Below are 6489 nucleotides of genomic sequence, written 5' to 3' on the forward strand. Positions count from 1 at the left end.
GGCCCGCGAATTCCGCTCGTTCCGCGGCCGACACCGGACGGCCTCGGTCTGCCGGCTTCCCAACCCTGGTTCCCCGGCAGGCCGCCACCGGGAACGTCCCGGCGCCCGAATGCCTACTCAACTCTGCGCTGTCGCGCTCAAGTTCCCTCAGGAAACCGGCGACCCCGTGCTACCTCCCCGATCCGGCACGCGGCGTCAACGGCGGCCGCAGTTCATCGAACCCCGCGCCCGGCCGTAGGGCCAGGGCGCGGCCCACCCCGGATTCAATCAGGTTCGTGGGCCGCTGCGCAGAGGCCGGGTCAGCGCCCGGTACCAGGAGAGATGGAGGGGGATGACGTCGCGTCGGAGACGGGTGCGGCGCGCAGGTCGGGCGTCGCCGTGACCTCGGGGGCCTTGGACCACGAGGTCAGGGTGAGCGGCGTGGTCGCGCTGAGCGGGCGTATCAGGGGGGACATGGCGGCCGCACCGGCCACCACGGCCGCCGTCAGGGTGTGGATCTCCTCGTCGGCGGCGGGCTGGGCCGGCATCCCGGGCAGGAGCGGAGCCGATGCCTCGATCGGCGCCACCGGGGTGTCGGGCGTCCCCTGGCCCTGTCCCTGCGCGAGCAGCGGGCCGAGCGCACGGCGGCGCTGGTGCTCGGGTGTCGTCGCGTTGCCGCTGCCCTGGGTCCGGGCCGGCGTCACATTGCTGCCGCCCGAGCCGCCACGTGCCTCCGTGTCGGTCGGCGCACTCGTCGTGACGCCGCCCAGCGAGATGGCCGCCAGGGACACCGCGCCCGCCGCGACCAGCGCGAACCTCATCCGGGAGGACCCGGAGCGGTCGACGTCCTGACGGCCCACGGGATGGGTGCGGAAGCCGCCGTCCGAGGCGGGGAGCCCGGGGGCGTGCGCACGCGACGGGACGTATCCGAACTCGAAGCGGTCACGCTTTACCCCGAACACCCCGGTGCTGCCGGGCCGTTCGGACAGTCCGCCGAATCCTCCCCCGCCCAGCGGCGAGCCGCCGCCGTCCAGGTCACCTCCCCCGGGGAGGCCCTGAAGGCGGGCCAGGAAACTCTCGGAGGGAGGCGGCGGGGCCGCCTCCGCGAAGACGTTCTTCAGTCGGCGCTGGGCGTCCACTTCGGCCTTGCACTTGGCGCAGGTCGCCAGGTGGGCCAGGACACGCTCGCGCGTCTCATGACCGAGCTCTCCGTCGACGAGGGCGGAGAGTCGGTCTCCCAGGTGCTGCTCTGCCAGGAGCCTTTCGGCGGGGTTGGGTCGGGAGCCACTCACGCGGTCGCGCCCCCTCCCCCCAGAGCGGCCACACGTGGCACGAAGGAGCGGCGCTCGGCGCGCGCCTCCGGCGAGCGGTGGGCGAGGGCCTTGCGCAGCTGGGAGCGGCCGCGGTGGATACGGGACCGGACGGTGCCGAGCTTGACGCCCAGGGTCGCGGCGATCTCCTCGTACGACAGTCCTTCGATGTCGCACAGGACGACCGCGGCGCGGAACTCGGGCGCGAGGGTGTCCAGGGCCTGCTGGACGTCGGCGTCGAAGTGCGCGTCGTTGAAGACCTGCTGGGGCGTGGGCTCCTTGCTGGGCAGCCGCTCGGCGGCGTCCTCGCCGAGCGCGTCGAAACGGATGCGCTGCTTGCGGCGGACCATGTCCAGGAAGAGGTTGGTGGTGATGCGGTGCAGCCAGCCCTCGAAGGTGCCCGGCGTGTATGTGGACAGGGAGCGGAAGACGCGGACGAAGACCTCTTGCGTCAGGTCCTCGGCGTCGTGCTGATTGCCGGTGAGACGGTACGCCAGTCGGTAGACGCGGCCGCTGTGCGTGCTGACGATCTCCTCCCAGGTGGGCGGAGTCCACGCCTGCCCGTCCGCGTCGGTGGAGAAGGTCGCGGTCTGGGCGTAGTCGCCGGCGTGGCTGTGGTCAGCGGTGTCGTTCACGGATTTCGGCCTGCCCGCCGATCCGAGAAAGCGCCGTAGCACTCCTCCCCGATCCACAGGCGCAGCCGCACCTCCCCTGTCGGCTCTGGTGGTGTCCAGTGGAGCCCCTACCATAGCCACCTCGCCCGTTAGCTCCGGATAAGCGGTTTTACGAGAATTTGATCTGGGCTGATACGGCTGGTGGGCCTGCGTCAGCACTTGCTCGCGGTCTCGCTCGTCATCGTGATCCAACTGTGTCCCCCCGCTCGTCTTCCCACCCTTCTAAACGCCCGGTCCCATCTGCGGGTTCCCGCCCGCAGCGGATACAGTCACGCCCAGGCAACCACGGGGACAGGAGAGGGCCATTACCGGCAACCGGCAGACGAGCTGGGCGTTCGCCGACGCCTACGTCGCCGAGGACGATGTCCTGCGCTGGGCCCGGGACCGGGCCCGCGAGGCGGGGCTGCGCTCGGTGTCGCCCGGCACGGGCGCCGCGCTGCGATTGCTGGCCGCCTCCGTGGACGCGAAGGCGGTGGCGGAGATCGGCACCGGCACCGGCGTCTCCGGCATCCACCTCCTGCACGGCATGCGCCCCGACGGCGTCCTGACCACCGTCGACCCCGAGCCCGAGCACCAGCAGTTCGCCCGCCAGGCCTTCCGCGCCGCAGGCTTCGCCAGCAACCGCGCCCGCTTCATCCCGGGCCGTGCCCTGGACGTCCTGCCCCGCCTCGCGGACGCCGGCTACGACCTGGTCTTCTGCGACGGTGACCGGCTGGAGTTTCTCGACTATCTCGCTGAATCGTTGCGCCTGCTGCGTCCGGGTGGCCTGGTCGTCTTCGAGGGCGTCTTCACCAACGGCCGCACCGTCGATTCGGGTCCGCAGCCCACCGAGGTCATACGTGTCCGGGAGCTGCTGCGCGCGGTGCGCGAGAGCCAGGAGCTGGTTCCGTCGCTGCTGCCGGTCGGGGACGGCCTGCTGTGCGCGGTCAAGCGCTGACCGCAGGGCCGACAGTGCGGACCGTACGCCCGGGTCGTACCGCGAAAGCAGCGACCCCGGCACCGTATGGGATACCGGGGTCGCCGAAAGGTAAGGGTCGCTGCCGCGTCAGCCGACGACCTTCTTGAGGGCGTCGCCGAGCGCGTCGGCCTCGTCAGGGGTCAGCTCGACGACGAGCCGACCGCCGCCTTCGAGCGGAACGCGCATGACGATGCCCCGCCCCTCCTTGGTCACCTCGAGCGGGCCATCGCCCGTCCGCGGCTTCATGGCCGCCATGCTCGTTCCCCTTCCTGAAACCAGCTCATCGTCAAAGCCGACGGCCCCATGGAGGGCACGCGTATCTGGCATGAGACACGCGACACCGGCATCGAACACATTGCTTCCAAGCCATTATCCCGCATCTCAGGACCCGATGACCAACATCAGTCGGCATCGCTTGGGCAACGCGCGCGAGCAAAACCACTCAATTCGGCGATGTGACTGCGATACTGCGCCACCGCACGCGCTCAGGTCGGAGAGAACCGGACGAGAATTCTTTGACGCAGGTCACACGTCCGGTCCGAGCCGCTGCCGGTGATCTCCGCCATGCTGTCCTTCAGACGAGTGCGTACCGACGAGTACGCACGATCCACGAAAGCCGGAGGGGATACGTCATGGCCGACACCGTGCTCTACGAGGTGAGCGACGGACTCGCGACGATCACGCTGAACCGCCCCGAGGCGATGAACGCGCTGAACATCGCGGCCAAGGTCGCCCTGCGGGAGGCGGTCCAGGCCGCGGCCGGCGACGACGCCGTACGGGCTGTGCTGCTGACCGCGGCCGGGGAGCGGGCGTTCTGTGTGGGGCAGGACCTGAAGGAGCACATCGGGCTGTTGATCACCGACCGGGAGACCGGGTCGCGGCAGACCATGCGTACGGTGCCGGAGCACTACAACCCGATCGTGCGGGCGCTGGCCGGGATGGCGAAGCCCGTGGTGGCCGGGGTGAACGGGGTCGCGGCCGGGGCGGGCTTCGGGTTCGCGCTGGCCGCGGACTATCGGGTCGTCGCCGACACGGCCGCCTTCAACACGTCGTTCGCGGGGGTCGCGCTGACGGCGGACTCCGGGATCTCGTGGACGCTGCCGCGGGTCGTCGGGCCTGGGCGTGCTGCTGACCTGCTGCTCTTCCCGCGGAACATCAAGGCGCAGGAGGCGTACGAGCTGGGGATCGCGAACCGGCTGGTGCCTGCGGCTGAGCTGCGCGCGGAGGCCGAGAAGGTGGCGCGGGCGTTGGCCGAGGGGCCGACGGTGGCGTACGGGGCGATCAAGGAGGCGGTGGCGTACGGGCTGTCGCACTCTCTTGAGGAGACCTTGGAGAAGGAGGACGAGCTGCAGAATCGGGCGGGGGCTTCTGAGGACCACGCGATCGCGGTTCAGGCCTTCGTCAACAAGGAGAAGCCCAAGTATTTGGGCCGATGAGCCCGGGGCGGTAGCGCCGTCGGGGGCCGCGGGTGCGTGGGAGGCTGGTCGCGCCCCCGCGGCGGAGCCGCAAATCGACACAGCCCCGCGCCCCTTTAAGGGGCGCTTCTGGCGACGCATGCCTCCAAGTGGTCGTCCACCAGGCCGCACGCCTGCATCAGGGCGTATGCCGTCGTAGGGCCCACGAAGCGCAGGCCCCGCTTCTTCAGGGCCTTTGACAGAGCCGTTGATTCCGGGGTGACCGCCGGGACGTCCCCCAAGACCTTCGGGACCGGGCGGGTGGTCGGGTCGGGGGCGTGGGACCAGATCAGTTCGTCCAGGTCGCCGGGGGCCCAGTCGGCCAGCGCGCGTGCGTTGGCGATCGTCGCGTCGATCTTGGCGCGGTTGCGGATGATGCCCGCGTCGGTGAGGAGGCGGTCCTTGTCGGCGTCCGTGAAGGTGGCGACCTTGGCGATCTCGAAACCGGCGAAGGCAGTGCGGAAGCCTTCTCGGCGGCGCAGGATCGTGATCCAGGACAGGCCCGACTGGAAGGCCTCCAGGCTGAGGCGTTCATAGAGGGCGTCGTCGCCGTGGACCGGGCGGCCCCACTCCTCGTCGTGGTACGTCACGTAGTCCGGAGTGGACAGGGCCCAGGGGCAGCGCAGCGCGCCGTCCGGGCCTGCGATGGCCGTGCCGTCACTCACTGCTGGTCCTCCGGGCCGGGCTTCTCCATCGACACATGGCCCGGCGCATGACCCGGCACATGGCCGCCGGGCGACGCCTGGGCGCCGGCCAGCGCGGATTCCAGGTCGGCGATCCGGGCGTCCCGCTCGGCGAGCTCGGCGGCGAGGCGGCTGAGGGCGTCGTCGACGTCGGACATGCGGTAGCCGCGGGCGGCCAGGGGGAAGCGGAGGCTGTCGATGTCGGCGCGGTCGATCGGGCGGTCCGGCGGCAGCGGGTCCTGGAGCCGCTCGGGCGCGGCCTCCGGCAGCGGGCCGTCGCCCTCGCCGCCGCCCACCACGGCGAGGGTCACCGCGGCGACCACGACGGCCAGCGCGACGACCAGGAACAAGAACATAACCATCGCTGGGGCCCCCACGGTCGGTGAATGCGAGCGGTCGAGTGTGTCAGTGTCCGATCGTGCCATGCGACTCTGACAGTCAGGGTCGCAGGCGGCCGAAGAGCGGCGACTTGCCAGGACGCACTAGGAGAGGTCACAGCGGATGCTCAGGCTGGGCACGCGTGAGTTCGACACGCACGAGCCGGTGATCATGGCGATCGTGAACCGGACCCCGGACTCCTTCTACGACCAGGGGGCGACGTTCCGTGACGAGCCGGCCCTCGCGCGCGTGGAGCAGGCCGTGGCGGAGGGCGCCGCGATCATCGACATCGGCGGGGTGAAGGCCGGGCCGGGTGAAGAGGTGACCGCCGAGGAGGAGGCGCGGCGGACGGTCGGGTTCGTGGCCGAGGTGCGGCGGCGGTTCCCCGATGTCGTGATCAGCGTCGATACCTGGCGGGCGGATGTCGGCGAGGCCGTGTGCGAGGCGGGGGCGGATGTGCTGAACGACGCGTGGGGTGGGGTGGATCCGGGGCTGGCGGAGGTTGCCGCGCGGTACCGGGTGGGGCTGGTGTGCACGCACGCCGGGGGTGCGGAGCCTCGTACCCGGCCGCATCGGGTGACGTACGACGACGTCATGGGCGACATTCTGCGGGTGACCCTGGGGTTGGCCGAGCGGGCGTCGGCGCTGGGGGTGCCTCGGGAGTCGATCATGATCGATCCGGGGCACGACTTCGGGAAGAACACGCGGCACAGTCTTGAGGCGACCCGGCGGTTGGGGGAGATGGTGGAGACGGGGTGGCCGGTGTTGGTGTCGCTGTCCAACAAGGACTTCGTCGGGGAGACGCTGGACAGGCCGGTGAAGGAGCGGGTGGTGGGGACGCTCGCCACGACCGCGGTGTCGGCGTGGTTGGGGGCGCAGGTGTATCGGGTGCATGAGGTGGCGGAGACGCGGCAGGTGCTGGACATGGTGGCGTCCATCGCGGGGCATCGGGTTCCGGCCGTGGCGAGACGGGGGTTGGCGTAGGGCCTTTTCGCCCCCCCCCCCCCCAACCCCCGGCCCCTACCCCCGGGGGGGGGCCCCACGCTCCCCCGC

8 protein-coding genes are annotated in these 6489 nt (G+C 71.1%); 3 read left to right on the forward strand and 5 right to left on the reverse strand.

Features of this window, described 5'->3' with window-relative positions:
- Window positions 1-299 precede the first annotated feature (299 nt).
- Both ACFWYS_RS13400 and sigE read right to left on the reverse strand, forming a co-directional pair.
- On the reverse strand, window positions 300-1271 hold the full coding sequence (locus ACFWYS_RS13400; protein ID WP_384766806.1) for an anti-sigma factor family protein: 972 nt from the start codon (window positions 1269-1271) through the stop codon (window positions 300-302).
- Window positions 1268-1966 (reverse strand): RNA polymerase sigma factor SigE, encoded by a 699-nt coding sequence (sigE, locus tag ACFWYS_RS13405; RefSeq protein ID WP_037642843.1) that lies wholly within the window; start codon window positions 1964-1966, stop codon window positions 1268-1270. Before sigE ends, ACFWYS_RS13400 begins: the two co-directional genes overlap by 4 nt.
- Window positions 1967-2201: 235 nt before the next feature.
- Between sigE and ACFWYS_RS13410 the strand changes: the two genes are divergently transcribed.
- Complete coding sequence (locus ACFWYS_RS13410) at window positions 2202-2900, forward strand: O-methyltransferase (RefSeq protein WP_384766849.1); 699 nt, start codon at window positions 2202-2204, stop codon at window positions 2898-2900.
- 108 nt (window positions 2901-3008) lie between these two features.
- On the opposite strand, the gene ACFWYS_RS13415 is transcribed toward ACFWYS_RS13410, so the two are convergent.
- Window positions 3009-3176 (reverse strand): DUF3117 domain-containing protein, encoded by a 168-nt coding sequence (locus ACFWYS_RS13415; protein WP_003966491.1) that lies wholly within the window; start codon window positions 3174-3176, stop codon window positions 3009-3011.
- A 377-nt stretch (window positions 3177-3553) separates the two neighbouring features.
- Between ACFWYS_RS13415 and ACFWYS_RS13420 the strand changes: the two genes are divergently transcribed.
- A complete protein-coding gene (locus ACFWYS_RS13420; protein ID WP_384766810.1) occupies window positions 3554-4357 on the forward strand; it encodes an enoyl-CoA hydratase/isomerase family protein in 804 nt (267 codons plus the stop codon).
- A gap of 95 nt (window positions 4358-4452) precedes the next feature.
- Here the strand turns inward: ACFWYS_RS13420 and ACFWYS_RS13425 are convergent, their stop codons facing one another.
- The gene (locus tag ACFWYS_RS13425) at window positions 4453-5040 is read right to left on the reverse strand and encodes a DNA-3-methyladenine glycosylase I (protein ID WP_384766813.1); all 588 of its coding nucleotides are present in this window, start codon (window positions 5038-5040) and stop codon (window positions 4453-4455) included.
- Entirely contained in the window at window positions 5037-5414 is a 378-nt protein-coding gene (locus tag ACFWYS_RS13430) for a DivIVA domain-containing protein (RefSeq protein WP_384766851.1), read from the reverse strand. Before ACFWYS_RS13430 ends, ACFWYS_RS13425 begins: the two co-directional genes overlap by 4 nt.
- 145 nt (window positions 5415-5559) lie before the next feature.
- On the opposite strand from ACFWYS_RS13430, the gene folP reads away from it, so the two are divergent.
- The gene (folP, locus tag ACFWYS_RS13435; protein WP_384766815.1) at window positions 5560-6420 is read left to right on the forward strand and encodes a dihydropteroate synthase; all 861 of its coding nucleotides are present in this window, start codon (window positions 5560-5562) and stop codon (window positions 6418-6420) included.
- Window positions 6421-6489 lie beyond the last annotated feature (69 nt).

The organism is Streptomyces sp. NPDC059010, assembly GCF_042740355.1.
Classification (GTDB): Bacteria; Actinomycetota; Actinomycetes; order Streptomycetales; family Streptomycetaceae; genus Streptomyces.

Excerpts from the sequence above, each read along its gene's own strand:
- ACFWYS_RS13415 (WP_003966491.1), bottom strand. The coding sequence starts at position 3,176 with ATGGCGGCCATGAAGCCGCGGACGGGCGATGGCCCGCTCGAGGTGACC.
- ACFWYS_RS13420 (WP_384766810.1), top strand. The coding sequence starts at position 3,554 with ATGGCCGACACCGTGCTCTACGAGGTGAGCGACGGACTCGCGACGATC.
- ACFWYS_RS13430 (WP_384766851.1), bottom strand. The coding sequence starts at position 5,414 with ATGTTCTTGTTCCTGGTCGTCGCGCTGGCCGTCGTGGTCGCCGCGGTG.
- folP (WP_384766815.1), top strand. The coding sequence starts at position 5,560 with ATGCTCAGGCTGGGCACGCGTGAGTTCGACACGCACGAGCCGGTGATC.